We start from the raw sequence: 24,335 nt of genomic DNA, 5'->3' as shown, positions 1-24,335 counted from the left end.
CTCGCAGGCTCGCGGCGGGCCCCTGCGAGGGGGCCGCGTGCCCTCCACCGGGCCGCGGCCGCACGTGGGCCCGCCCGAGGCCGGCGCCGTCGTCGAGGCCGAGGACTTCGCGCGCGTCGACTGGTGGGGTGCCGAGCTCGACGGAGTCACGTTCAGCCGCTGCCGGTTCGACGACGCCGGGCTGGAGGAGCTGGTCACCCGACGGTGCGTCTTCGACGCGTGCGTGCTCACCGGGGTGCGGATGGGCGGGGCCAAGCACCTGGGGACGGCGTTCCTGTCCTGCCGGTTCGACCGCGCGCGGCTGTTCGACGTCACGTGGGACGGCTGCAAGCTGACCGGCTCGCAGTTCCCCGGCGCGCAGCTGCGCCCGATGACCACGACCGACAGCGACTGGAGCTGGACCTCGCTGCGCGGCGCCGACCTCTCCGGCCTGGTGCTGGCCGGTCAGCGGTTCCGGGAGGCCGACCTGACCGGCGCCGACCTGCGCGAGTGCGACCTCACCGGCGCCGACCTCGACCGGGCCCGGCTGCAGGGCGCGGCGCTGCGCGGCGCCGACCTGCGCAGCGCCTCGACCGACGCGGTGGACTGGCGGGCGTTCGAGCTGACCGGCGTCCGCCTCGACCTGGTCCAGGCCGTCCAGGTCGCGCGGGCCCAGGGTGCCCTCGTCGTCGACTGATCACCGCCAGCGGGGGCCGGTGAGCAGGGCCTTCAGCGCGCCGAGCAGGCCGAGCACCGGGACGGCGGCGGCGAACCAGAACCCCGTGTCGATCGCGGCGGGGTCCCAGTCGACGCCGGCCAGCGGCACCAGCACCCCGGCGCCGGCCGCCAGGCTCACCAGCAGCGCCAGCACCCCGAGGAAGCGGTGCGAGCGGGCCGGGAGGACGACGAGCAGGCCCAGCAGGAACAGCACCCCGCCGCCCAGGACGACGGCCATCGGCTGCCAGGACCCGTTGTCGAACAGCGCCGCGACGCCACCGTCGGCGGCGTCGTCGAAGCCGCGGCGGACCAGGTCCCAGCCGGTGAGGTCGCTCATCGGCGGCCAGCGCAGCAGCAGGCTGACACCCGCGGCGATGCCGGCCATGAGCAGCAGCAGGCTGGCCAGGCTGTCGGGGCGCCGCACCCGGACCGGCGTGGTCGAGTACTCCGGGGCCGGGCGCGGGGCGTACCCCGGTGGCGGCGGCGGACCGGGGGCGCCGGCCCACACCGGGGCGGCCACCGGCTGGATGCCGGGGATCGTCTGTTCCCGCCAGTCGTCGGGGCCCCGCACCCCGCCGGCCGGGGTCTGCTCGCGCTCGCTCATGTGCACTCCTCGCGCAACCACGGGCGGGGAGACGCCCGCACCCGCGAGCCTAGGGCGGGGTGGCTCCGCCCGGACCCCCCTCCGGCAGACTGTCGGCCGTGCAGGCGACGACTCTCGACGGCAAGGCGACAGCAGCGGCCATCCGCACGGAGCTGACCGAGCGGGTCGCCGCCCTCACCGCGGCCGGCCACCGCCCCGGACTGGGCACGCTGCTCGTCGGTGACGACCCGGGCAGCCGCTGGTACGTCGACGCCAAGCACAAGGACTGCGCGCAGGTCGGCATCGCGAGCATCCAGCGCGAGCTGCCGGCCACCGCGACCCAGGCCGACGTCCTCGCCGTCGTCGACGAGCTCAACGCCGACCCGGCCTGCACCGGCTACATCGTCCAGCTGCCGCTGCCCGCGGGCATCGAGGAGAGCGCCGTCCTCGAGCGGATGGACCCGGCCAAGGACGCCGACGGCCTGCACCCGGTGAACCTCGGCCGGCTCGTCCTCAACGTCCCGGGACCGCTGCCGTGCACGCCGGTGGGCATCGTCGAGCTGCTGCGCCGCTACGACGTGCCGATCGCCGGCGCCGAGGTCGTCGTCGTCGGCCGGGGCATCACCGTGGGCCGGCCGCTGGGGCTGCTGCTCACCCGGCGCAGCGAGAACGCCACGGTGACCCTCTGCCACACCGGCACCCGCGACCTCGCCGCGCACCTGCGCCGTGCCGACGTCGTGGTCGCCGCGGCCGGGGTCCCTGGCCTGGTCACCCGGGACGTCGTCAAGCCGGGCGCCGCCGTCCTCGACGTCGGCGTCAGCCGGGTCGACGGCAGGATCGCCGGGGACGTGGCGCGGGACGTCGTCGACGTCGCCGGTCACGTCGCCCCGAACCCGGGCGGGGTGGGGCCGATGACCCGGGCGATGCTGCTGCAGAACGTCGTCCTCGCCGCCGAGCAGGCCGCCGCCGCGGACGTCCTGTCCGCCTGACCGTGACCCGCCCCCCGCTCTACACCCGCCGGCCGTTCCTGGCCGGCCTGCTGCGGCAGCTGCCGCTGCTGGTCGTGCTGCTCACGGTGGGCACCGGGCTGCTCATGGTCACCTTCGAGCACTGGCGGCGCGGGCTGGTCGTCGTCGGGCTGGCCCTGGTCGGTGGGGGAGTGCTGCGGCTGCTGCTCCCGCTGCGCCGGGTCGGCTTCCTCGCGGTCCGCAGCCGGCCGGTGGACGTCGTCCTGCTGGTCGGCGTCGGCGTCCTGCTGACCGCCTTCACGCTGGCGATCCCGGGCGGCTGAACGAGGACCCCTCGTCCCCCGCCGCTCGCAGGCCCGTGACGGGACCGTGCACGGGGGCCGCACCCCGACCGGGCGCGGGACCCCGCCCAGCGATAGGTTGCCGCCATGGCAGAGCAGCCCAGGAACGGCAAGGTGACCGTCGTCGGTGCCGGGTTCTACGGCTCGACCACCGCCCTCCGCCTCGCGGAGTACGACGTCTTCGAGACGGTCGTGCTGACCGACATCGTGGAGGGCAAACCCGAGGGCCTGGCCCTCGACATGAACCAGTCCCGGCCCATCGAGGGCTTCGAGACCAGGGTCGTCGGCGTCGGCGGCGGGTCCTACGAGGGCACCGAGGGCTCCGACGTCGTCGTCATCACCGCGGGCCTGCCGCGCAAGCCCGGCATGAGCCGGATGGACCTCATCGAGACCAACGCGAAGATCGTCCGGCAGGTCGCCGAGAACATCGCGCAGACCTCGCCGGACGCCGTCGTCATCGTGGTCTCCAACCCGCTGGACGAGATGACCGCGCTCGCCCAGCTCGCCACCGGCTTCCCCAAGAACCGGGTGATGGGCCAGGCCGGCATGCTCGACACCGCCCGGTTCAGCAACAACGTCGCCGAGGAGCTCGGCGTCCCGGTGGGCTCGGTGCGCACCCTGACCCTCGGCTCGCACGGCGACACGATGGTGCCGGTGCCCTCGCGCTGCACCGTCGACGGCAAGCCGCTGGCCGACGTGCTGCCCGCCGACCGCATCGAGCACCTCGTCGACCGGACCCGCAACGGTGGTGCCGAGGTCGTGGCGCTGCTCAAGACCGGCTCGGCCTACTACGCCCCCTCCGCGGCCGCCGCCCGCATGGCGCGCGCGGTCATGGAGGACTCCGGAGCGGTCATGCCGGTGTGCGCCTGGGTCGACGGCGAGTACGGCATCTCCGGGGTCTACCTGGGGGTCGAGGCCGAGATCGGCCGCGACGGGATCCGCCGGGTGGTCGAGGGCGACCTGACCGAGAGCGAGCTCGCCGGGCTGCGCGAGGCGGCCGAGGCGGTGCGCGCCAAGCAGTCCGACGTGGCCGACCTCTGACCGTCCCGGTCAGTGCTGCAGGGAAGAGAACGCACAGTGCGTGAGCTTGCAAGCGCACCAGTGGACAGAGCAGCGGCCGCGAACGCGGCCGACGAGCGCTAGCGAGGAGAACGCGTGAGCAAGATCAAGGTCGAGGGCACCGTCGTCGAGCTCGACGGTGACGAGATGACCCGCATCATCTGGCAGTTCATCAAGGACCAGCTGATCCTCCCGTACCTCGACGTCGACCTCGAGTACTACGACCTGGGCATCGAGAAGCGCGACGAGACCGACGACCAGATCACCGTCGACGCGGCCGAGGCCATCAAGCGCCACGGCGTCGGCGTCAAGTGCGCGACGATCACCCCCGACGAGGCCCGCGTCGAGGAGTTCGGTCTCAAGAAGATGTGGCGGTCCCCGAACGGGACGATCCGCAACATCCTCGGCGGTGTCATCTTCCGCGAGCCGATCATCATGCAGAACGTGCCGCGGCTGGTGCCTGGCTGGACCAAGCCGATCGTCGTCGGCCGTCACGCCTTCGGTGACCAGTACCGGGCCACGGACTTCCGGTTCCCCGGTGAGGGCACGCTGACGATCACCTTCCAGCCCAAGGACGGCGGCGAGCCGATCCAGCACGAGGTGTTCCAGTCCCCCGGCGGGGGCGTCGCGATGGCGATGTACAACCTCGACGAGTCGATCCGCGACTTCGCGCGGGCCTCGATGAACTACGGCCTGCAGCGCGGCTACCCGGTCTACCTCTCGACCAAGAACACGATCCTCAAGGCCTACGACGGGCGGTTCAAGGACCTGTTCGCCGAGGTCTTCGAGTCCGAGTTCAAGGACCAGTTCGAGCAGGCCGGGATCACCTACGAGCACCGGCTCATCGACGACATGGTGGCGGCGTCCCTCAAGTGGGAGGGCGGTTACGTCTGGGCCTGCAAGAACTACGACGGCGACGTCCAGTCCGACACCGTGGCGCAGGGCTTCGGCTCGCTGGGCCTGATGACCTCGGTGCTGATGAGCCCCGACGGCCGAACCGTCGAGGCCGAGGCCGCCCACGGCACGGTGACCCGGCACTTCCGGCAGCACCAGCAGGGCAAGGAGACCTCGACCAACCCGATCGCGTCGATCTTCGCCTGGACCCGGGGCCTGGCCCACCGCGGCAAGCTGGACGACACGCCCGAGGTGACCCGCTTCGCGGAGACCCTGGAGAAGGTCTGCATCGACACCGTCGAGAGCGGCCAGATGACCAAAGACCTCGCCCTGCTGATCAGCAAGGACCAGCCGTGGCTGACCACCCAGGACTTCCTGGCGGCCATCGACGGCAACCTGCAGAAGGCCATGGCCTGAGCGTCCTGTCCTGACGGTGGCCCCCTCACCTCCGGGTGAGGGGGCCACCGTGCCCTCACGGGGCCGAGTACGACGGCGCCCGGCGCGGTGACCGGGGACAGTTCGTCCGGACCGGCGCCGGCTCGACGCGCTCGTCGCCGCGGGCTGGACGGTCCTGCACCTGACCGCCCGCCGACCTCAGGGACCCTGCGGCCCTCGTGGCCCGGTGGACACACGCTGAGCGCCCTCTGACCGGGCCCGGCCCTCCTGCAGGGTCCCCGCCGCGAGCCTGCGAGTGGTGGGGGCAGGAGGGTCCTCTCTCAGGCGCCGAAGAGCTGGGTCCACCAGGGGCCGCCTGGGCCCTCGGCGACGCCCACGCCGAGCCTCGTGAGCTCGCAGTCGAGGATGTTCTCGCGGTGGCCCGGGCTCTCCAGCCAGGCCTCCATCACCGCGGCGGCGTCGGCCTGACCGAAGGCGATGTTCTCCGCCCGCGAGTAGTCCACGCCGGCCCGCTCGGCGCGGTCGAACGGGGACAGCCCCTCGGGGCTGGTGTGCGAGAAGTAGTCGCGGTCGCGCATGTCCGCGCTGTGCGCCCGCGCCACCGCGGCCAGGGCCGGGTCGGCGGTGAGGGCGCCGCAGCCGGCGCCGGCGCGGGCCTCGTTGACCAGCGCCAGCACCGCGGCCTCCGCGGTGGGGTCGGCTGCGGCGGCGGCCGCCTGCCCCACGGGCGCCCGCCCGGTCTCGGCCTCGACGGCGGGGAGCTCGACCGCGCCGGCGGGCTCCTCCGCAGCGGGGACCCCGGTGGACCGCGACGTCGGCTCCGGGGCCTCCGCCGCCGCGACGGGCGGGACCACGGGGGTCGACGTCCCGGCCGACGGGGGCGCCGGTGCTGTCCCGGGGGTCTGCGGCGCCGGGTCGCCGTCGACGCCCATCTGCACGAGCGGGGCGTCCGCCGACCCACGGGACGACGAGGACCCGCCGGTGCCGGTCGTCGCGGGGGGAGCGCCGGCCGAGGTCGCGGTCGACTCGAGCGCCACCGGGTCGGTGAAGCTGGTCACCGCCCCGGACACCATCGGCGCCCCGACCGTCACGACGGCGACCGCACCGACCACGAGCAGCAGGGGCACGAGGCGCGGCAGGCGGAGCAGACGAGCCCACCGGGAGAGCGACGCGGCGATGCGGGAAGAGAGCGGCGGACCCGCCGGCATGTGGTGCACGAGGGCTGATCCTCACCAGGTGCTAGATCACGAATCGTTACTCTGGCAAGAGTAGCCGTACGCAGAGCGTGATCGGCAGTAGGGGGTGACCGAGGTCACTGTGGGCCGCCCGACGTCGCCCGGGTGGTGCTCCCGCGGGGGTGAGCGGGCAGCATGGACGTCGTCCCCCAGCCCCACTCGACGGGAGTGCGCCGCCGGTGAGCGACGTCTGGCTCAACATCCTGATGGTCGTCGTCTTCGTCCTGATAGGCGGCGCCTTCTCGGGGGCGGAGATCGCCCTGGTGTCCCTGCGCGAGTCGCAGGTGCGCGCGCTGGCCGAGTCGGGGGGACGCCGCGGGCAGGCGGTGCAGCGGCTGCTCAGCGACCCCAACCGCTTCCTCGCCGCCGTCCAGGTCGGCGTCACCCTGGCCGGCTTCTTCTCCGCCGCGTTCGGTGCCAGCACGCTGTCCCAGCCGCTCGGCGAGTGGTTCATCACCCTCGGCATGCGCGCCCGGCTGGCCGACCCGCTGGCCTTCGTGCTGGTCACCATCGCGATCAGCTACCTGTCCCTGGTGGTCGGCGAGCTGACCCCCAAGCGCCTGGCGCTGCAGCGAGCCGAGGGCTTCTCCCTGCTCGTCGCGGCGCCGCTCAACGCGATCGCCAAGCTGTCGCGCCCGGTCATCTGGCTGCTGTCGAAGTCGACCAACCTGCTCGTCCGGCTGGTGGGCGGGGACCCGACCGCCAGCGGGGAGTCGATCAGCCAGGAGGAGCTGCGCGACCTGGTCACGGCGCACGAGTCGCTGAGCTCCGACGAGCGCCGGCTCATCGGTGAGGTCTTCCGGGCCGGTGACCGCGAGGTGCGCGAGGTCATGACCCCGCGCACCGAGGTGGACTTCCTCGACGCGTCGATGACCGCCAGCCGGGCCGCCAAGCAGGTGCACGACTCCAGCCACTCCCGCTACCCGGTCGTCGGCCGCGACGAGGACGACGTCCTGGGCTTCGTGCACGTCCGCGACCTGTTCCTGCCCAACCACCCGGCCGGACGCGCGGCGACCGTCGGCGACCTGGTCCGCGAGGTCAAGCGGCTGCCGGGCACCGCCGGCGTCCTCACCGCCCTGTCGGAGATGCGGCGGGAGAACCAGCACCTGGCGATCGTCGTCGACGAGTACGGCGGCACCGACGGGATCGTCACCCTCGAGGACCTCATCGAGGAGGTCATCGGCGAGATCTACGACGAGTACGACGAGGGCGTCACCGAGGGCAGGGACGAGCGGCCGGACGGCCCGCAGGAGCTCGACGGGCTGCTCAACCTCGACGACTTCCGCGAGGCGACCGGCCTGCAGCTGCCCGAGGGGCCCTACGAGACCGTCGCCGGCTACGTGCTCGCCGACCTCGGCCGGCTGCCCGTCGTCGGCGACAGCGTCGAGGTCGAGGGGCGCACGCTCACCGTCCTGGAGCTCGACGGACGGCGGATCGCGCGGATCTCGGTCAGCCGCGCCCCGGAGCCCGAGGTCGACCCGGCCCAGGTGCCGACCACCACGATCGGCAGCTGACGGCCCCTCTGCAGGGGCCCGCCGCGAGCTAACGGCCCTTCTGCAGGGGCCCGCCACGAGCGTGCGAGTGGTGGGGAGCAGAAGGGTCCTTCAACTCCCAGGCGTCGCGGACGATGCCGGTCAGGTCGGTGTGCTTCGGCGCCCAGCCCAGGTCGCTGCGGATCCGGTCGCTGGAGGCCACCAGCTGCGCGGGGTCCCCGGCCCGCCGCTGTCCGACCTCGACCGGCACCGGGTGCCCGGTGACCTCGCGGACGGCGTCGACCACCTGCTGCACGGAGAAGCCGGTGCCGTTGCCCAGGTTGTAGATGCGGTGCTCGCCCGGGGACGGCGCGGTCAGCGCGAGCAGGTGGGCGTCGCTGAGGTCCTCGACGTGGATGTAGTCCCGGATGCAGGTGCCGTCCTCGGTCGGGTAGTCCTCGCCGTAGATCGTCAGGTGCTCCCGCTGACCGGCCACCACCTGCAGCGCGATCGGGATGAGGTGGGTCTCGGTGGTGTGCCGCTCGCCGAGGCCGTAGGCGGCGCCGGCCACGTTGAAGTAGCGCAGGCTCACTGCCGCGAAGTCGTACGCGGCCGCGTACGAGGTCAGCATCGCGTCGACGGCGAGCTTGGTGGCGCCGTAGGTGTTGGTCGGCCGGGTCGGGGCGTCCTCGCGGATCGGCACCTGCTCGGGCTCGCCGTAGGTGGCCGCGGTGGAGGAGAAGACGATCCGCCGGCAGTCGGCCGCGCGCATGGCCTCGAGCAGCGCGAGCGTTCCGCACACGTTGGTGTCCCAGTAGATCCCCGGCTCGACCTGCGACTCGCCGACCAGGCTCTTGGCCGCGAAGTGCAGGACCGCCTCCGGGCGGACGTCGGCGAGGACCGGCGCGGAGTCGTGCAGCGACGCCTGCACGAACCGGGCCCCCGAGGGGACGGCGTCGGCGTGCCCGGTCGACAGGTCGTCGAGGACGGTCACCTCGTGACCCCCCTCGAGGAGAGCGGCGGTGACTACGCTGCCGATGTAGCCGGCTCCACCGGCGACGAGAACGCGCATGCGCCCACCCTAAGTCCGCGCGCGGTCGCCCATGGGCGCGACGCGGAGGCGCGGTCAGGAGGATCGGACGTGGTCAGCGCACGACCGGCGGTGCAGCAGCTGCCCGCCTACCGGCCGGGCCGCAACCCCGCCGACCTCGCCCGGGAGATCGGCGTCGAGCGGGCGGTGAAGCTGGCCAGCAACGAGGTGGCGTTCCCGCCGCTGCCGGCCGTCGTCGAGGCCCTGGCCGCCACCGCGGGGGAGACCAACCGGTACCCCGACAACGGCGCGGTCGTCCTCACCGCCGCCCTCGCCGAGCGCTACGGCGTCGACCCCGACCAGGTCGTGACCGGCTGCGGCGCGGTGATGCTCTGCCAGCAGCTGGCGCAGGCGTTCAACGACCCGGGGACCAGCATCGCCTTCGCCTGGCGCTCCTTCGAGATGTACCCGCTGCTGGCCCGGGTGGCCGGGGCACGGGCCGTGCAGGTGCCGCTGGTGCCCGGTCGCCCCGGCGGCCCGGCCGACACCCACGACCTCGAGGCGATGGCGGCCGCCGTCGACGGGAGCACCCGGGTCGTCTTCGTCTGCAACCCGAACAACCCCACCGGGACGGCGGTGCGCCGGCGGGAGCTCGAGCGGTTCCTCGACGCCGTCCCCACCGACACCCTCGTCGTCCTCGACGAGGCCTACCGCGAGTTCGTCACCGACCCCGAGGTCCCCGACGGGTTGGAGCTGATGCGCGGGCGGCCGAACGTCGCGGTGCTGCGCACGTTCTCCAAGGCCTGGGGGCTGGCCGGGCTCCGGGTCGGCTACCTGGTGGCCGAGGACCCGGCCGTCGCCGACGCCGTGCGCAGGACCCACGTGCCGTTCAGCGTCTCCACGCTCGCCCAGGCCGCCGCGGTCGCCGCGCTGGCCAGCGAGGACGAGGTGCGGCGGCGGTGCGCCGCGGTCACCGCCGAGCGGGAGCGGCTGACCGCCGCGCTGCGCGAGCGCGACCTCGACGTGTCCGACAGCCAGGCCAACTTCGTGTGGCTCCCGCTCGGGGAGGAGGCCGCCGGGCTGGCGGCCGCGCTGGAGTCCCGGGCGGTCATCACCCGGCCGTTCGCCGGGGAGGGGATCCGGGTGACGGTCGGCACGCCCGAGGAGGACGACGTCTTCCTCGCCGCGCTGGACCAGGCCCGGTCGGCAGCGACGGTCGCCTGAACCACCGTCGGTGACGAGGGTGTTCGGCACGTGCGGTCCCACCGTGCGGGAACGGCTGGTTTGATGGCCGTCGTGCCTCTTCCCCGTGTGCTCTCCGGCATCCAGCCGACGGCGGGCTCCTTCCACCTCGGCAACTACCTGGGCGCACTGCGGCAGTGGGTCGCGCTGCAGGAGACGGCGGAGGCCTTCTACTGCGTCGTCGACCAGCACGCGATCACGATGGACTGGGACCCGGAGGAGCTCCGGAGGAACACCCTGACCGCGGCCGCCCAGCTCCTGGCGCTCGGCGTCGACCCGGCGCGCAGCACCCTGTTCGTGCAGAGCCACGTGCCCGAGCACGTGCAGCTGTCCTGGGTGATGGAGTGCCTGGCCCGCTTCGGCGAGGCCAGCCGGATGACGCAGTTCAAGGACAAGAGCCAGCGCGAGGGCACCGCCGGCGCCTCGGTGGGCCTGTTCACCTACCCGGTGCTGCAGGCCGCCGACATCCTCGTCTACCGGGCCGACGAGGTGCCCGTGGGCGAGGACCAGCGCCAGCACCTGGAGCTGACCCGCGACCTGGCCACCCGGTTCAACGGCCGCTTCGGCGAGACCTTCACCGTCCCCAGCGTGCGCATCCCCGAGGGCGGGGCGAAGGTCCTCGACCTGCAGTCGCCGGAGAAGAAGATGAGCAAGAGCCTGCCGCCGGCCGGCTGCGTCTTCCTGCTGGACGACCCGAAGGTGACCGCGAAGAAGATCCGCTCGGCGGTCACCGACACCGGCCGCGAGGTCGTGGCCGACCCCGAGGGCAAGCCGGGCGTCACCAACCTCCTCACCATCCACAGTGCGCTGTCCGGGCGCAGCGTCGGCGACCTCGAGGAGCACTTCGCCGGCCGGGGGTACGGCGACCTGAAGAAGGAGCTGGCCGAGGTGGTGGCCGACTTCGTGACGCCGGTCCGGCAACGCACCCAGGAGCTGCTCGACGACCCCGCCGAGCTGCAGCGCACGCTGGCGCAGGGCGCGGCCCGAGCCCGTGAGGTCGCCGGTCGCACGGTCGCCGACGTCTACGACAAGGTGGGGTTCCTGCCGCCGGCGGGGTCCTCCGCATGAACGACGACACGTTCGTACCGCGCAGCCGCAGCGCCGCGAGGACCGCCGTGCTGGGCGTGGTCGTCCCCATCCCCGAGCCCTGGTCGCAGCTGTTCGTCGACTGGCGGGCCAAGGTCGGTGACCCGCAGGCCAACTCGGTGCCTCCGCACGTGACGCTGCTGCCGCCCACCGAGGTGCCGGTCGCCCACCGGCCGGCCATCACCGAGCACCTGGCCGAGGTCGCCCGCACCCACCCGCCGTTCGACATGCACCTGTCGGGCACCGGCACCTTCGCGCCGGTCTCGGCGGTGGTCTTCGTCGCGGTGGCCCGCGGCATCGGCAACTGCGAGCTGATCGCCAACGACGTCCGCCGCGGCCCGCTGGCCCGGTCGCTGTCCTACCCCTACCACCCGCACGTGACCGTGGCCCACGACGTGCCGGGGGACATGCTGGACCTGGCCTACTGCGGTCTGTCCGACCTCTCGGCGGAGTTCCGGGTGGAGCACTTCACCGAGTTCGAGCAGGCTCCCGACGGCGCCTGGGTGGTCGCCCGCGAGTACCCCCTCACCGGCCCGCCGCACTGAACGAGAGGACCCCCGTCCTCCCCACCGTTCGTAAGAGGACCCCGTCCTCCTCACCACTCGCAAGCTCGCGGTGAGCCTCTGGACGGGGCCGGGCGGGACCCTGCAGCGGGGCCGTTCCAGCACGTCGCCAGGGGCCGGGACGCGGCCGGTGCGCACTGCACGCAGACTGGGGCGGGTGAGTGCCACCCGGACCGAGCGGTCCGCCCCTCCGCCCGCCGAGGACCAGCCTCCCGGCGGCCGCTGGTCGCGGGTGACCCAGCTGCCCGGCCGCTGGCAGGCGCGGGTCACGCAGCTGCGCCGCCGCCTCCCGTGGGTCGACCACCTGGCCCGCGCCGGCGGCCGCTACCAGCGCACCCAGGGCGACCTCATGGCCGCCGGCGTCACCTACTTCGTGTTCCTCGGCCTGGTCCCGGTGCTGCTGCTCGTCGCGTCGGTCATCGGGCTGGTGCTCGCCGGCAACGCGCTGCTGCAGCAGGAGCTCTACGCCACCATCCGCGAGACCTTCCCCGGGCCGACCGGCGCGGAGATCGTCGGGGAGCTGCGCGGCGCGGTCGGCTCCGCCCGCGTCGTCGGGGTCATCGGCCTGGTCGGCTTCTTCTACGCCGGGCTGCGCGCGATGGACAAGCTGCGCCTGGGCATGGAGCGCATCTGGAAGGGCCGCGTCGACGACCCGGAGTTCCTCCGCGACAACCTGCAGGACCTGCTGGCGCTGGCCGCCTTCGGCCTCGCCGGCCTGCTCAGCCTCGGCCTGACCGGCGGGGTCACCCAGGCCACCTCCTGGGCGCTGCGGGTCCTCGGCCTCGACGACGCCCCGGGCCTGTTCCTGCTCACCGCGGCCCTGGGCCTCGGGCTGGCCGTCGTCACCGACGTCGTCGTCTTCCTCTGGCTGCTCCGGGTGGTGCCCTCCACCTCGTACCCGCTGCGCCGGCTGCTGCCCGGCGCGCTGTTCGGCGCGGCCGGGTTCGAGGCGATGAAGCTGATCGGCAGCCTCTACCTGTCGCTGATCTCGGGCAGCGTCACCGCCTCGGCGTTCGGCGGCGCGGTCGGCATCCTGATCTGGATCAACGTCGTCTGCCGGTTCGCCTTCTTCACGGCCGCGTGGACGGCGACCCTGCCCCAGGTGCAGGGGGACGCGCGCGTGGTGGCCGAGGGCCGCGAGCCGGTGGTCCCGGCCGTGGACGGCCGGCCCGCTCCGGCGCCCGGCTGACCGGCGCGGGGACCACCTCGATCGCCCGCCGGACGCCGACCACCGTGGCGGCGACGATGCCGATGGCGGTCACGGCCAGCGACACCGGCACCAGCACGGATGGCTCGTCCGCGGCCTCGGGCGCGGGGGCGGCGGCCACCTCGGCCGGGCCGGGGAGCGAGGTGGGGAGGAGCGGGGAGACGTCGGCGGCGGAGTCGACCAGTCGGCCCACGCCCTCGGTCCCGGCCGGGGCGGCGAAGCCCCAGTCCAGCAGCAACGCGGCCTGGTCGGCGGCGCGCAGTGGCGCGTTCTCGGTCCCCATCACGCTGACCACCAGCCGCCGGCCGTCGCGCTCGGCCGCGGTGACGAAGGTGTGCCGGGCGGCGTCGGTGAAGCCGGTCTTGCCGCCGAGGTTGCCGGGTGTGCCGGCCAGCGGGTTCTGGTTGTGGATCTGGAAGCCGGGGTAGCGGCCCTCGACCGCGGGCATCTCCGCGAGCCTCGTCTGCAGCAGCGCGACCGTGTCCGGGTCCTCGACCAGCCGGCGGAAGACCAGGGCGAGGTCGTAGGGCGACGAGGACTGGCCGGCCACGTCCAGCCCGGACGGCGTCCCGGCCACGGTGTCGAAGGCGCCGATCGACTCGGCCACCTCGTTCATGGCGCGCACGGTGACGTCGGTGCCCCCCGCGGCGCGGGCCAGGGCGTTGGCCGCGTCGTTGCCCGACTGCATCACCAGCGCCTGGTAGAGCAGCGACACCGGGTAGCGCCCACCGGCGACCATGCCGACCCGGCTGCCCTCCACCGCCTCGTCCTCGACCGTGCCCTCGACGACCTCGGCGGGGTCCAGCAGCGGCAGGAGGGTCAGCAGGGTCAGGGCCTTGAGCGTGCTGGCGGGCTGGTAGCGGCCGTGCGGGTCGCGGGCGGCCAGCACCGCCCCGCTCCCCGCGTCGGCCACCAGCCATCCGGGCGCGACCACCTCGTCGGGCAGCGGGGGAGCCTCGTCGACCACGACGGTGCCGCGGGTGTCGAGCTCCGCACCGCCGACGGTCACCCCGCCGGGCCCGCTGCCCTGGGGCGGTCCGCCGGGCGGGGGTGCGGTGGGCGTGGGCGCGGACGGATCGGCGGTGGGCCGGGTGTCCTCCGCCACCGCGGGCCCCGCGCCGCCGAGCAGCAGCCCCGTCGCCAGCACCGCGGCGGCCAGCCGTGCCACCGGTCGTCGCATGGCGGGCACGCTAGCCCCCGGCCCGGTGCTGCGGCGCGGGTGGCGCAGACCACTGCGGCCGCGGCGTTGGCAACGATCCCGTCTCGGTCTCCGACGCGGGGTTCGGCGGAGCCACCGGGCGGAGCTAGCGTGCGCTCGTCGCGTGCTGGAGGGACCGGCGTCCGCCGGCAGCCACGCACGACCCCGAGCCACCGGGGCGGACCGCCTCGTCCGTGCGGCCCGTCCCCCCAGAGAGGAGATCGTCTTGCGCCGAGCGCGGAGGATGAAGGCCAGCGCCCAGGCCATGGCCCTGCTGCTGGCCGGCAGCATGGCCCTGGCGGCCTGTGCCAGCGACGAGCCCACCGGCACCGGCACCGGCAGCGGCGGGGGCGGCGGCGCCGCCACCGAGGACCTCCGGATCGGCCTGGCCTACGACGAGGGCGGTCGCGGGGACCAGTCGTTCAACGACTCGGCCTACGCCGGCGCCTCGGCGGCCGCCGACGCCCTCGGCGCCGATCTGCAGGAGCTCAGCCCGAACGAGGACGCCTCCAACCGCGCCGAGCTGCTCACCCAGCTGGCCGAGCAGGGCTTCAACCCGGTCATCGCGGTCGGCTTCGCCTACGACGACGTCATCGCCGAGGTCGCCCCGCAGTTCCCGGACACCACGTTCGCCCAGGTCGACGGCTCGAACGCCGACGGCGCCAAGGGCGACAACGTCACCGGCCTGGTCTTCGCCGAGGAGGAGGGTTCCTTCCTGGCCGGCGTCGCGGCCGCGCTGAAGAGCGAGAGCGGCCACATCGGCTTCGTCGGTGGCGTGGAGAGCCCGCTGATCGAGAAGTTCGAGGCCGGCTACGTCGCCGGCGCGCAGGCGGTCAACCCGCAGATCCGCATCGACCGGCAGTACATCTCGCCGGCCGGTGACTTCTCCGGGTTCAGCGACCCCGCCCGCGGCCAGATCGTGGCGCAGGGCATGTACGACGCCGGCGCGGACATCATCTTCCACGCCGCGGGCGGCTCGGGCACCGGCGTCTTCCAGGCCGCCCTCGCTTCCGGCAACCGGGCGATCGGCGTCGACTCCGACCAGTACCTGACCGTCGAGCCGGAGCTGCAGCCGGTGGTCATGACCTCGATGCTCAAGCGGGTCGACAACGCGGTGGAGCAGTTCATCAACGACTACGCCGAGGGCAACGTCCAGGGCGCCCAGGACGTGCTGAGCGACCTGTCCACCGAGGGCATCGGCCTGGCCACGTCGGGCGGCTTCATCGACGACATCCAGGACGACGTCCAGCAGTACTCGCAGCAGATCACCGACGGCACCATCACGGTCCCGACGACGGTCGAGTGACACCCGAGCGGGTGTTCCCGCACGGCTGACCACCCTGCGACGCGGGCCCGGGCGGGAATCGCCCGGGCCCGCGGTGTTCCGGGGTCGCCCCGGGCTCGGACGGAGCCCGGCAGGTGGGGCACCATACCCACGGCCCCTGGGCCCCAGGTCCCGGCGGAGCGGCTGATCCCGCGCGCCGGTGCCATCCGTAGTGACTCCCCGCCCACCGGCGGGTCCACAGCGAGGAGATGCCGGCATGGCCTCAGCAGACTCGCCCGCCGACGGGCACGGAAGCGCGGACGACGTCCCCCTCGCCGTCGAGCTGCGGGGGATCACCAAGCGCTTCCCGGGCGTGGTGGCGAACAGGGACATCGAGCTGCGGGTACGCCGCGGCGAGGTGCACGCCGTCGTGGGCGAGAACGGCGCCGGCAAGTCGACGCTCATGAAGACCCTCTACGGCGAGCACCGTCCCGACGAGGGCCAGATCCTCGTCGACGGCCGCGAGGTGGCCTTCCGCAGCCCGGCCGACGCCATCGCGGCCGGCATCGGCATGGTCCACCAGCACTTCATGCTGGCCGACAACTTCACCGTCCTGGAGAACATCGTCCTCGGCAGCGAGCCCACGAGGGCCGGCCGGCTGGACCTCGCCGAGGCGCGCCGCCGGATCACCGACATCTCCGACCGCTACTCCCTCGGGCTGCGGCCCGACGCCCTCGTGGAGGACCTCGGTGTCGGCGACCGGCAGCGGGTGGAGATCGCGAAGGTGCTCTACCGCGACGCCCGCACGCTGATCCTCGACGAGCCGACCGCCGTGCTGGTCCCCCAGGAGGTCGACGAGCTGTTCGCCAACCTCGCCGAGCTCAAGCGCGAGGGCCTGACGGTCATCTTCATCTCGCACAAGCTCGACGAGGTGCGCCGCGTCGCCGACTCGATCACCGTCATCCGGCGCGGCACCACGGTGGGCACGGCCGACCCGAGGACGACGACGGCCAGGCAGCTGGCCGAGCTGATGGTCGGCGCCGAGCTGCCCTCCCCGGAGGTCCGCACGTCGACCGTGCGCGAGGTCCCGGTGCTGCAGATGGTCGGCGTCACGGTCACCGACGCCGGCCGGCGCCCCGTGGTGGACGACGTCACGCTCACCGTGCGGGAGGGCGAGGTCGTCGGCATCGCCGGCGTCGAGGGCAACGGCCAGGCCGAGCTCGTCGACGCAATCATGGGGCTGCGCCCGCTGACCGCGGGGTCGGTGCTCCTCGGCGGGGAGGACGTCACCGGCTGGAGCACCCGGGTCCGCCGCGAGGGCGGCGTCGGCTTCATCCCCGAGGACCGGCACCGCCAGGGCATGCTCCTGGACGCGCCGCTGTGGGAGAACCGCATCCTCGGCCACCAGACCCGCCCGCCGGCGGTGCGGGGGACCTTCATCGACCGCCGCGGCGCCCGGGCCGACACCGCCCGCATCATGCGCGAGTACGACGTCCGCGCCCCGGGGCCGGACACCCTCGCCGTCGCCCTCTCCGGCGGCAACCAGCAGAAGCTGATCGTCGGGCGGGAGATGAGCGCGAAGCCGCGGCTGCTCGTCGCCGCCCACCCGACCCGCGGCGTCGACGTCGGCGCCCAGGCGGTCATCTGGGAGCTGCTCAAGGACGCCCGCGCCGAGGGGCTGGGGATCGTGCTCATCTCGGCCGACCTCGACGAGCTGATCGGCCTGTCGGACACCCTGCACGTCATGCTGCGCGGCCGGCTGGTCGCCTCGCTGGACCCGCGGCGGGTGACCCCCGAGGAGCTCGGCGGGCACATGACCGGCGCACGGACGACGGCGGGTGCGGCATGAGCGGCCTCGCCCGCCGGCTGGGGCTCTCGCTGCTCGGCCCGGTGCTCGCCGTCCTCGTCGCGCTGGTGATCTCCGCGGTCGTCATCGCGCTCATCGGGGAGGACCCGATCGAGGCGTTCCGGGTGATGGTCGACCTCGGCGACAGCCCCTCGCAGCAGGTGCAGTCGATCGTCGTGGTCCTCAACCGGGCGGTGCCGCTGTTCCTCGCCGGACTGGCCGTGGCCGTCGCCTTCCGGATGGGGCTGTTCAACATCGGCGTGGAGGGCCAGTACCGGATGGCCACCATCCTGGCCGCCGCGGCTGGGGCGGCCGTGGCGCTGCCCGGCCCGCTGCACGTGCTGCTGGTCGTGGTCGTCGCGATGGTGGTCGGCGCCGTGTGGGCCGGCATCGTCGGCGTGCTCAAGGTGACCCGCGGCGTGAGCGAGGTCATCAGCTCGATCATGCTCAACTTCATCGCCCTGGGCCTGGCGTCGTTCCTGCTCACCGGCCCGCTGCGCGGCAGCCCGCCGGGTGCCTCGATCGTCACGACCAGCGAGATCCCCGAGTCCGGCCGGGTGCCGAGCCTCAACGGGCTGCTCACCGCGCTGGGCCTGGCCGCCCCGCGCAGCGGCCTCTACGGCTTCCTGGTGGTGGCGGTCGTGGTCGGCGTCGTCGTCGCCGTGCTGCTCCAGCGCACCCGCTTCGGGTTCGACCTGCGCGCCACCGGCCTGTCGCCCTCGGCGGCCACCGCCAGCGGCGTCGACGCCCGCGGCATGGTGGTCAAGACCATGCTGATCTCCGGCGGCATCGCGGGGCTGATCGGCCTGCCCGACCTGCTCGGCTCGCAGTACGACTACGGCACCGAGTTCACCGCCGGGCTGGGCTTCCTCGGCATCGCCGTCGCGCTGCTGGGGCGCAGCACCCCGGTCGGCATCGCGCTGGCCGCGCTGCTGTTCGCCTTCCTCGACCGGGCCGCGCTGCCGCTGCAGTTCGCCGACATCCCGTCCTCGGTCGTGACGATCATCCAGGGCACGATCGTGCTCGCCGTCGTCATCGCCAACGAGATCGCCCGCCGCCTGGCCCTGCGCTCGGCCGAGCGGGCCGGTGCCTCCGCCGGTCCCGGCCGGGACGCCGGCGGGGACGACGGCGCGCCACCGCCTCCCGGCCCGGACGGCGGGCAGCGGGTCCGCACCGGCGCCCCCGGCACCCCTGAGGACGTGCAGGCATGAGCACCACGGCAACGACCCGCACCGGCCGGCCCAGCCGGGGCCCCCTGACCGATCTGCTCACCGGCGGCGGCCGGGCCCGGCGGGTGCTCTGGCTGCTCGCCGGCCTGTGGCTGCTGTTCTCGCTGGTCCGGGTCGTCTCGGGGGAGCAGGAGCTCACCTCCTCGTCGACCCTCGCGGCGGCGCTGCTGCTCGCCGTCCCCATCGGCCTGGCCGCCCTCGGCGGGCTCTGGTCCGAGCGCGCGGGCGTGGTCAACATCGGCCTCGAGGGGATGATGGTCCTCGGCACCTGGGGCGCCGGGTGGGCCGGCTACCAGTGGGGCTGGGTCGGCGCGGTCGTCGGCGGGGTCGTCTTCGGCGCGGCCGGCGGCCTGCTGCACGCCATCGCCACGGTCACCTTCGGCGTCGACCACGTCGTCTCCGGCGTGGCGATCAACATCCTCGCCGCGGGCGTCGTCCGCTTCCTCTCCGAGCTGCTGTTCACCGAGGACACCGGGGGCGGCCCGACGCAGTCGCCGGCCCTGGCCAGCGACCCGCCGTCGTTGTCGTTGCCGCTGCTGTCCTCCGGGCCGGACCTGCTCGGCGACCTCGAGCGCCGGGGCTGGTTCCTGCTGAGCGACCTGGCCGGCCTGCTGCGCGGGCTGACCAGCGGCGTCGGCCTGCTGACCCTGTTCGCCGTCCTGCTGGTCCCGCTGTCCTACCTGCTGCTGTGGCACACCGCGTTCGGCCTGCGGCTGCGCTCGTGCGGTGAGAACCCGGCCGCGGCGGACTCCCTCGGGGTGCCCGTCTACCGGCTGAAGTACCTCGCGGTCATCACCTCCGGCGCGCTGGCCGGCCTCGGCGGCGTGTTCCTGGTGTTCGTCGCCGGCATCTACCGCGAGGGGCAGACCGGCGGCCGCGGCTTCATCGGCCTGGCCGCGCTGATCTTCGGCAACTGGCGCCCCGGCGGCCTGGCGGCCGGCGCGGGCCTGTTCGGCTTCGCCGACGCCCTGCAGCTGCGCAGCCAGACCGCGGTGGTGGCCCTGCTGCTGCTCATCGCCGTCCTGCTGGCCGGGGTCGCGGTCCACCAGGCGGTGCGCCGCAAGCCGGTGCAGGCGGTGCTGGCCGGTGTCTTCGCCGCCGCCGCGCTGGTCGGCTTCCTGACCATCGACCGGCTGCCCGAGGGCATCGTCTTCTTCACCCCGCACCTGACGACGCTGCTGGTGCTCTCGCTGGCCTCCCAACGCCTGCGCATGCCCAAGGCCGACGGGTTGGTCTACCGACGAGGAGAGCACTAGTGGGTGACCCTGACTGGGAGGCGCTGCGCGCGGCCGCTCGGGAGGCCATGACGCACGCCTACGCGCCGTACTCCCGGTTCCCGGTGGGCGTCGCCGGGCTGGTGGACGACGGCCGCGTGGTGACCGGCTGCAACGTGGAGAACGCCAGCTACGGGCTGGGCCTGTGCGCCGAGTGCGGGATGGTCAGCGACCTCGCCCGCACCGGCGGCGGCCGGCTGGTGGCGGTGGCCTGCGTCGGCGGCGACGGGCAGCCGCTCATGCCCTGCGGGCGGTGCCGGCAGCTGCTGTGGGAGCACGGCGGCCCGGAGATGCTCATCGAGACGGTGTCGCTGGGGATCGTGCCGATGCGCGAGGTGCTGCCCGACGCCTTCGGGCCCGACGACCTGGAGAAGGCGGCTCGGTGAGCTTCGACGCGATCGACGTCATCCGCACCAAGCGGGACGGCGGCCGGCTGAGCGCCGAGCAGATCCGCTGGGTGATCGACGCCTACACCCGCGGCGTCGTGCCCGACGAGCAGGTCAGCGCCCTGCTCATGGCGGTGTTCTTCCGCGGCATGGCGCCCGAGGAGCTCGCCGTCTGGACGCAGGCGATGATCGACTCCGGCGAGCGCAAGGACCTCTCCTCGCTCGGCCGGCCGACCGCCGACAAGCACTCGACCGGCGGCGTCGGCGACAAGACCACGCTGCCGTTGGCGCCCCTGGTCGCCGCCTGCGGGGTGGCGGTGCCGCAGCTGTCCGGGCGGGGCCTGGGCCACACCGGCGGCACGCTGGACAAGCTCGAGTCGATCCCCGGCTGGCGGGCCGACGTCCACGATGAGGCCTACCTGGCGCAGCTGCGCGAGGTGGGCGCGGTCATCTGCGCGGCCGGCAACGACCTGGCCCCGGCGGACAAGAAGCTGTACGCGCTGCGCGACGTCACCGGCACGGTGGAGTCGATCCCGCTGATCGCCAGCTCGATCATGAGCAAGAAGATCGCCGAGGGTGCCGACGCCCTGGTGCTCGACGTGAAGACCGGCTCGGGCGCGTTCATGAAGGCCCCCGACGCCTCCCGGGAGCTGGCCCGCACCATGGTCGGCCTGGGTGAGGCGGCCGGCGTGCACACGGTCGCGCTGGTGACCGCGATGGACCGGCCGCTGGGTCGCGCCGCCGGCAACGCCGTCGAGGTGGCCGAGTCGGTGGAGGTGCTCGCCGGCGGTGGCCCGGCCGACGTCGTCGAGCTGACCCTGGCGCTGGCCCGCGAGATGCTGGCCGGCGTCGGGCGGGGCGACGTCGACCCGGCCGAGGTCCTCCGCAACGGACGGGCCATGGACGTCTGGCGGCGGATGGTGACCGCGCAGGGCGGCGACCCCGACGCGCCGTTGCCGCAGCCGGCCGAGAAGCACGTGGTGACCGCCCCGGCCACCGGCACGCTGACCCGGCTGGACGCCTACGCGCTCGGCGTGGCCGCCTGGCGGCTGGGCGCGGGGCGGGCGCGCAAGGAGGACCCGGTGTCCGCGGCGGCCGGCGTCATCTGGGCTGCCGGGGTGGGGGAGCAGGTGGTGACCGGACAGCCGCTGCTGGAGCTGCACACCGACGACCCGGACCGCATCCCGCGGGCGCTCGAGGCGCTGGAGGGCGCGGTGGGCGTCGACACCGGTGAGCAGCCCCTGCCGCTGCTGCTGGACCGCATCACGGCCTGAGCCCGGCCCGGCGGCCCGCCCGTCCTGGCCGTGGTCGTCGGCAGGTGGGGCATCCCGTCCGTCGCAGCCGGGGGAGGGGTGGACGCGCTCCTCCCGACCGGCCGGGGACACTGTGTCCTCGTGCAGAAGGACTCCCTCCTCCCCACCACCCGCACGCTCGCGGCGGGACCCGGGAGCGAGCCTGACCCGGACGCCGCCATCTCCGTCCGCGGCCTGGTGAAGCGCTACGGCGACCGCGCCGCCGTCGACGGCCTGGACCTCGACATCCGGCGCGGCGAGATCTTCGCGCTGCTGGGCCCCAACGGCGCCGGCAAGACCACCACCGTCGAGGTGCTGGAGGGCTACCGGAAGCGGGACGGCGGCGACGTGCGCGTCCTCGGCGTGGACCCGGCCCGGGGCGGACGGCGCTGGAGGGCGCAGCTGGGCATCGTGCTGCAGTCCGGCGCGGGGGACAGCCAGCTGTCGGTCCGCGAGCTGCTGAAGGCGCGGGCGTCCTACTACGCCGAGCCGCGCGACCCCGACGAGGTGATGGAGCTGGTCGGGCTCACCGCCGAGGCGGGGGCGCGCGGCCGCACCCTGTCCGGGGGTCAGCGCCGGCGGCTGGACGTGGCGCTGGGCATCGTCGGCCGGCCGCGGCTGCTCTTCCTCGACGAGCCGACCACCGGCTTCGACCCCGAGGCGCGGCGGCAGTTCTGGGCGCTGATCCGCTCGCTGCGCGACCTGGGCACCACGATGCTGCTCACCACGCACTACCTCGACGAGGCCGAGGCGCTGGCCGACCGGGTCGGCGTCCTCGCGCGCGGCCAGCTCGCCGAGGTGGCCGTCCCCGCCGCACTGGGTGGGCGGGGCACCGCACCCGCCGTCGTCAGCTGGACCGAGGACGGCGTCCGGCGCTCCGCCGAGACCGCGACGCCGACCGCGTTCGTGCGGGAGCTCGCCGCCCGCTTCCCCGGCGAGGTGCCCGACCTGACCGTCGCCCGGCCCACGCTCGAGGACGTCTACCTGAAGATGATCGGACAGGTCCCCGAGGGAGGGGGCACCGCAGCGGCCGTCGGTCGGCGAGGAGCCGAGCGGAGCCAGGGGGTGTCGTCGTGACCACCACCGCCCCGGAGCGCGCTGCGCTGCCCCCGCTCGGCCGGGTCTGCCTGACCCGCGCCGGCGTCGAGCTCAAGGAGTTCTTCCGGCAGCGGGAGTCGGTGGTCTTCACCCTCGTCTTCCCGGTGATCCTGCTGCTGGGCCTGGGCGCGGTGCTCGACTACGACCTCGGCGCCGGGGTCGACTTCCCGCAGTACTTCATGGCCGGGGTGATCACCGCGGGCATCGTCGGGGCCAGTCTGCAGAACATGGCGATCCACATCGCCGGCGAGCGCTCCGACGGCACGCTGAAGAGCCTCCGCGGGACGCCGATGCCGGCCAGCGCCTACTTCGCCGGCAAGGTCGTGCAGGTGCTCGCGGTGGCGGTCGCGACCATCGCGCTGCTGGTGCTGGTCGGCGTCCTCGTCTACGGCATCGACCTGCCCTCGGGCACCGACTGGCTGACCTTCGCCTGGGTGTCGGTGCTCGGCGCCGCCGCGTGCACCCTGCTGGGCATCGTGGTGTCGACGCTGGCCCGCAACGGCCGGTCGGCGTCGGCGACGGTCACCCCCATCGCGCTGGTGATCGAGTTCGTCTCCGGCGTCTTCATGCCCTTCGACCAGGTGCCCGGCTGGCTGCAGGACGTGGCCGCCGTCTTCCCGGTGAAGTGGCTGGCCCAGGGGCTGCGCTCGGTGTTCCTCCCCGACGCGCTGGCCGCCCGCGAGCCGGCCGGGTCGTGGGAGCTCGGCACCGTGGCGCTGGTGCTGGGCCTCTGGTGCGTCGCCGGGCTCGTGCTCTGCGCGGTGACCTTCCGCTGGCAGGACCGCGAGGGCTGAGTCCCCGGCTCAAGCCGGCGCGCGCCGCTGACGAGAATGGGGAGGTGCCCGCACCGCTGAACGCCGACTCGATCCGCCGCGCGCCGAAGGTGCTGCTGCACGACCACCTGGACGGCGGGCTGCGGCCGCAGACGGTGCTCGAGCTCGCCGAAGAGGCCGGCTACCGGGACCTCCCGGCGGACGACGCCGAGGAGCTGGGCCGCTGGTTCCGGCAGGCCGCCGACTCCGGCTCGCTGGTGCGCTACCTGGAGACCTTCGCGCACACCGTCGCGGTGATGCAACGACCCGAGGCGGTCAGCCGGGTGGCCCGCGAGTGCGCCCTCGACCTGGCCGCCGACGGCGTCGTGTACGCCGAGGTCCGCATGGCGCCCGAGCTGCTCACCGAGGGGGGCACGCCGATCGAGGAGGCCGTCGAGGCGATCCTCGACGGCTTCGCGAAGGGCGGCGCCGAGGCCGCGGCCCAGGGCACGCCGATCACCGTCGGCACGCTGCTGTGCGCCATGCGGCAGAACGACCGCTGGGACGAGGTCGCCGGCCTGGTGGTCCGCCACCGCGACGCCGGGGTGGTCGGCTTCGACCTGGCCGGCCCGGAGATCGGCTTCCCGCCCGACCGGCACCCGTCGGCCATCGCGCTGCTGGACCGTGCCGGCGCGCACCGCACCGTGCACGCCGGCGAGGCGGCCGGCGTCGACAGCATCGTCGCAGCACTCGACGGCGCCCGCGCCGAGCGGCTCGGCCACGGCGTGCGCATCGCCGACGAGGTCGCCGAGGACGGCACCCTCGGGCCGGTGGCGCAGCGGGTCCTCGACGCGCGGGTGCCGCTGGAGGTCGCGCCGTCGTCCAACGTGCAGACCGGCGCCTACCCGTCGCTGGCCGGGCACCCGGTCGACCGGCTGCACCGGCTGGGCTTCGCGGTCACCGTCAACACCGACAACCGGCTGATGAGCGGCGTCTCGGTCACCAGCGAGCTCACCGACGTGGCCGGCGCGTTCGGCTGGGGCTGGGACGACGTCCGGACGGTGACCGAGCGGGCGGTGGCCGCCGCCTTCCTGACCGACGAGGAGCGGGCCCGGCTGCTGGCCGACGTCGTCCGCCCGGGGTACGCGGCGCTGCGCGGCTGAGCGTGGCGGGGGCCACCCCCGATCGCGGGAATCCCGGCTCGACCTGCGCTGCTACGGTAGG

23 protein-coding genes are annotated in these 24,335 nt (G+C 74.2%); 19 read left to right on the top strand and 4 right to left on the bottom strand.

The annotated features are described in order from the left end of the window. Positions 1 to 37 precede the first annotated feature (37 nt). Positions 38 to 676: a pentapeptide repeat-containing protein gene (locus BMW27_RS18010; RefSeq protein WP_175486560.1), complete on the top strand. Its 639-nt coding sequence runs from the start codon at positions 38 to 40 to the stop codon at positions 674 to 676. Here BMW27_RS18010 and BMW27_RS18005 read toward each other — a convergent pair whose 3' ends face one another. Beyond that, the gene (locus BMW27_RS18005; RefSeq protein WP_091446554.1) at positions 677 to 1,300 is read right to left on the bottom strand and encodes a hypothetical protein; all 624 of its coding nucleotides are present in this window, start codon (positions 1,298 to 1,300) and stop codon (positions 677 to 679) included. 98 nt (positions 1,301 to 1,398) lie between these two features. Here BMW27_RS18005 and BMW27_RS18000 point away from each other — a divergent pair, with 98 nt between their 5' ends. The 4 genes from BMW27_RS18000 to BMW27_RS17985 all read left to right on the top strand — a co-directional run bounded on the left by BMW27_RS18000 (position 1,399) and on the right by BMW27_RS17985 (position 4,958). Then, positions 1,399 to 2,268, top strand: a complete 870-nt coding sequence (locus tag BMW27_RS18000) for a bifunctional methylenetetrahydrofolate dehydrogenase/methenyltetrahydrofolate cyclohydrolase (RefSeq protein ID WP_091446552.1) — start codon at positions 1,399 to 1,401, stop codon at positions 2,266 to 2,268. Positions 2,269 to 2,270: 2 nt separating this feature from the next. Further along, entirely contained in the window at positions 2,271 to 2,570 is a 300-nt protein-coding gene (locus tag BMW27_RS17995; protein ID WP_091446550.1) for a DUF3017 domain-containing protein, read from the top strand. A gap of 105 nt (positions 2,571 to 2,675) precedes the next feature. Beyond that, positions 2,676 to 3,629 (top strand): malate dehydrogenase, encoded by a 954-nt coding sequence (mdh, locus tag BMW27_RS17990; RefSeq protein WP_091446549.1) that lies wholly within the window; start codon positions 2,676 to 2,678, stop codon positions 3,627 to 3,629. A gap of 114 nt (positions 3,630 to 3,743) precedes the next feature. Continuing rightward, the gene (locus BMW27_RS17985; RefSeq protein WP_091446547.1) at positions 3,744 to 4,958 is read left to right on the top strand and encodes an NADP-dependent isocitrate dehydrogenase; all 1,215 of its coding nucleotides are present in this window, start codon (positions 3,744 to 3,746) and stop codon (positions 4,956 to 4,958) included. A gap of 299 nt (positions 4,959 to 5,257) precedes the next feature. Here the strand turns inward: BMW27_RS17985 and BMW27_RS24135 are convergent, their stop codons facing one another. Further along, positions 5,258 to 6,064: a CAP domain-containing protein gene (locus BMW27_RS24135; RefSeq protein ID WP_245743695.1), complete on the bottom strand. Its 807-nt coding sequence runs from the start codon at positions 6,062 to 6,064 to the stop codon at positions 5,258 to 5,260. Positions 6,065 to 6,351: 287 nt separating this feature from the next. Here BMW27_RS24135 and BMW27_RS17975 point away from each other — a divergent pair, with 287 nt between their 5' ends. After that, positions 6,352 to 7,686: a hemolysin family protein gene (locus tag BMW27_RS17975; protein WP_091446545.1), complete on the top strand. Its 1,335-nt coding sequence runs from the start codon at positions 6,352 to 6,354 to the stop codon at positions 7,684 to 7,686. Positions 7,687 to 7,714: 28 nt separating this feature from the next. Here the strand turns inward: BMW27_RS17975 and galE are convergent, their stop codons facing one another. Continuing rightward, positions 7,715 to 8,716: a UDP-glucose 4-epimerase GalE gene (gene galE / locus BMW27_RS17970; RefSeq protein WP_175486559.1), complete on the bottom strand. Its 1,002-nt coding sequence runs from the start codon at positions 8,714 to 8,716 to the stop codon at positions 7,715 to 7,717. 69 nt (positions 8,717 to 8,785) lie between these two features. Here galE and hisC point away from each other — a divergent pair, with 69 nt between their 5' ends. From hisC to BMW27_RS17950, 4 genes are all read left to right on the top strand, one after another. Then, positions 8,786 to 9,898, top strand: coding sequence for a histidinol-phosphate transaminase (gene hisC, locus BMW27_RS17965; RefSeq protein ID WP_091446543.1), 1,113 nt, complete (start codon positions 8,786 to 8,788; stop codon positions 9,896 to 9,898). A 63-nt stretch (positions 9,899 to 9,961) separates the two neighbouring features. Next, positions 9,962 to 10,984, top strand: coding sequence for a tryptophan--tRNA ligase (gene trpS / locus BMW27_RS17960; RefSeq protein ID WP_091446541.1), 1,023 nt, complete (start codon positions 9,962 to 9,964; stop codon positions 10,982 to 10,984). After that, complete coding sequence (locus BMW27_RS17955; RefSeq protein WP_091446539.1) at positions 10,981 to 11,547, top strand: 2'-5' RNA ligase family protein; 567 nt, start codon at positions 10,981 to 10,983, stop codon at positions 11,545 to 11,547. The genes trpS and BMW27_RS17955 overlap by 4 nt, the downstream gene beginning before the upstream one ends. A 175-nt stretch (positions 11,548 to 11,722) precedes the next feature. After that, complete coding sequence (locus BMW27_RS17950) at positions 11,723 to 12,754, top strand: YihY/virulence factor BrkB family protein (protein WP_091446537.1); 1,032 nt, start codon at positions 11,723 to 11,725, stop codon at positions 12,752 to 12,754. On the opposite strand, the gene BMW27_RS17945 is transcribed toward BMW27_RS17950, so the two are convergent. Beyond that, positions 12,636 to 13,952: a D-alanyl-D-alanine carboxypeptidase family protein gene (locus BMW27_RS17945; protein ID WP_245743694.1), complete on the bottom strand. Its 1,317-nt coding sequence runs from the start codon at positions 13,950 to 13,952 to the stop codon at positions 12,636 to 12,638. The two genes, BMW27_RS17950 and BMW27_RS17945, sit on opposite strands and share 119 nt — an antisense overlap. A gap of 244 nt (positions 13,953 to 14,196) precedes the next feature. Between BMW27_RS17945 and BMW27_RS17940 the strand changes: the two genes are divergently transcribed. The 9 genes from BMW27_RS17940 to BMW27_RS17900 all read left to right on the top strand — a co-directional run bounded on the left by BMW27_RS17940 (position 14,197) and on the right by BMW27_RS17900 (position 24,274). Further along, positions 14,197 to 15,276 (top strand): BMP family lipoprotein, encoded by a 1,080-nt coding sequence (locus BMW27_RS17940; RefSeq protein WP_245743693.1) that lies wholly within the window; start codon positions 14,197 to 14,199, stop codon positions 15,274 to 15,276. A 235-nt stretch (positions 15,277 to 15,511) separates the two neighbouring features. Continuing rightward, positions 15,512 to 17,083, top strand: coding sequence for an ABC transporter ATP-binding protein (locus BMW27_RS17935; RefSeq protein WP_091446534.1), 1,572 nt, complete (start codon positions 15,512 to 15,514; stop codon positions 17,081 to 17,083). Then, positions 17,080 to 18,291, top strand: coding sequence for an ABC transporter permease (locus BMW27_RS17930; protein ID WP_091446532.1), 1,212 nt, complete (start codon positions 17,080 to 17,082; stop codon positions 18,289 to 18,291). Before BMW27_RS17935 ends, BMW27_RS17930 begins: the two co-directional genes overlap by 4 nt. After that, positions 18,288 to 19,565: an ABC transporter permease gene (locus tag BMW27_RS17925; protein ID WP_091446530.1), complete on the top strand. Its 1,278-nt coding sequence runs from the start codon at positions 18,288 to 18,290 to the stop codon at positions 19,563 to 19,565. Before BMW27_RS17930 ends, BMW27_RS17925 begins: the two co-directional genes overlap by 4 nt. Beyond that, complete coding sequence (locus BMW27_RS17920; protein ID WP_091446528.1) at positions 19,565 to 19,969, top strand: cytidine deaminase; 405 nt, start codon at positions 19,565 to 19,567, stop codon at positions 19,967 to 19,969. The genes BMW27_RS17925 and BMW27_RS17920 overlap by 1 nt, the downstream gene beginning before the upstream one ends. Beyond that, the gene (locus BMW27_RS17915; protein ID WP_091446526.1) at positions 19,966 to 21,243 is read left to right on the top strand and encodes a thymidine phosphorylase; all 1,278 of its coding nucleotides are present in this window, start codon (positions 19,966 to 19,968) and stop codon (positions 21,241 to 21,243) included. Before BMW27_RS17920 ends, BMW27_RS17915 begins: the two co-directional genes overlap by 4 nt. A gap of 120 nt (positions 21,244 to 21,363) precedes the next feature. Then, positions 21,364 to 22,338, top strand: a complete 975-nt coding sequence (locus BMW27_RS17910) for an ABC transporter ATP-binding protein (protein WP_245743692.1) — start codon at positions 21,364 to 21,366, stop codon at positions 22,336 to 22,338. Next, on the top strand, positions 22,335 to 23,153 hold the full coding sequence (locus BMW27_RS17905; RefSeq protein WP_091446524.1) for an ABC transporter permease: 819 nt from the start codon (positions 22,335 to 22,337) through the stop codon (positions 23,151 to 23,153). Before BMW27_RS17910 ends, BMW27_RS17905 begins: the two co-directional genes overlap by 4 nt. Positions 23,154 to 23,197: 44 nt before the next feature. Then, positions 23,198 to 24,274: an adenosine deaminase gene (locus BMW27_RS17900; protein WP_091446522.1), complete on the top strand. Its 1,077-nt coding sequence runs from the start codon at positions 23,198 to 23,200 to the stop codon at positions 24,272 to 24,274. The last annotated feature ends 61 nt before the right edge of the window (positions 24,275 to 24,335 follow it).

It is taken from the genome of Geodermatophilus poikilotrophus (genome assembly GCF_900111455.1).
Taxonomy (GTDB): domain Bacteria; phylum Actinomycetota; class Actinomycetes; order Mycobacteriales; family Geodermatophilaceae; genus Geodermatophilus; species Geodermatophilus poikilotrophus.
This window is presented reverse-complemented; position numbering and strand designations above follow the sequence as displayed.